Origin of the sequence: Ciceribacter sichuanensis, from assembly GCF_024055605.1 — a bacterium.
Lineage (GTDB): Bacteria > Pseudomonadota > Alphaproteobacteria > Rhizobiales > Rhizobiaceae > Allorhizobium > Allorhizobium sichuanense.
In genome coordinates this window covers 1-577 of record NZ_JAMXLX010000028.1, presented here as the reverse complement: position 1 = coordinate 577, position 577 = coordinate 1, and the positions used below count along the sequence as shown (strand labels likewise).

Genomic DNA, 577 nt, shown 5'->3' with positions numbered 1-577 from the left:
CACGTAGCCGTCCTGATCGACGGCCCGCCATAGCCAGTGTTTCCTGCCGGCAATGGTGATGACGACCTCGTCCAGAGGCCACACATCGTTCCTGCCGGGCATCTTGCGGCAAAGGCGACGCGCATAACTGGCCGCCTCTCGCGCGCTTTCTGTTTGTTCGATCCCAGCGCGCCGATCACTGGGTCTGCGCCCAAGACGCAGGCCTTGATCGCTTCGCGATTGTTCAGGTCACCGACGATGACCTCGATCCTGTCGCCAAAGGTGGAGAGTTTCCTAGCGTCGCGCGTGTAGACAGACAGTTCATATCCTTGCCGGAGTGCCTCTTCTATAATGTGTCTTCCGGTTGGTCCGGTCCCGCCAAAGAGTGCAATCTTCATCTCATTTTTTCCTTTTTGTCTTCTGGCTTGTGGCAACAGCTCCGGCTGCCGCATGCAAGTTCGCGCTCACAGCCTAGGCCCAATCGACATTCAGGATTCCCAAATCGCTTGAAGCCTGATTCATAGGACACCGTGTTTTGATCACGGAGGTCTCTGGATGGCAGCCAGTCGATATGAATTGAGCGATGTTCAGTGGGCGA

General features: G+C 56.5%; 1 protein-coding gene and 2 pseudogenes. All 3 read right to left on the bottom strand.

Annotation, left to right across the window (positions count from 1 at the left end; genetic code table 11):
* Positions 1-99 (bottom strand): annotated as a pseudogene (locus NBH21_RS26005) (DDE-type integrase/transposase/recombinase); the annotation flags it as partial.
* Between the two features lie 80 nt (positions 100-179).
* Positions 180-377: pseudogene (locus NBH21_RS26000) on the bottom strand (NAD(P)H-binding protein); the annotation flags it as partial.
* The coding region (locus tag NBH21_RS25995) for a hypothetical protein (protein WP_252759605.1) at positions 374-577 on the bottom strand (204 nt) is incomplete at its 5' end. The pseudogene NBH21_RS26000 and the gene NBH21_RS25995, both read right to left, overlap by 4 nt.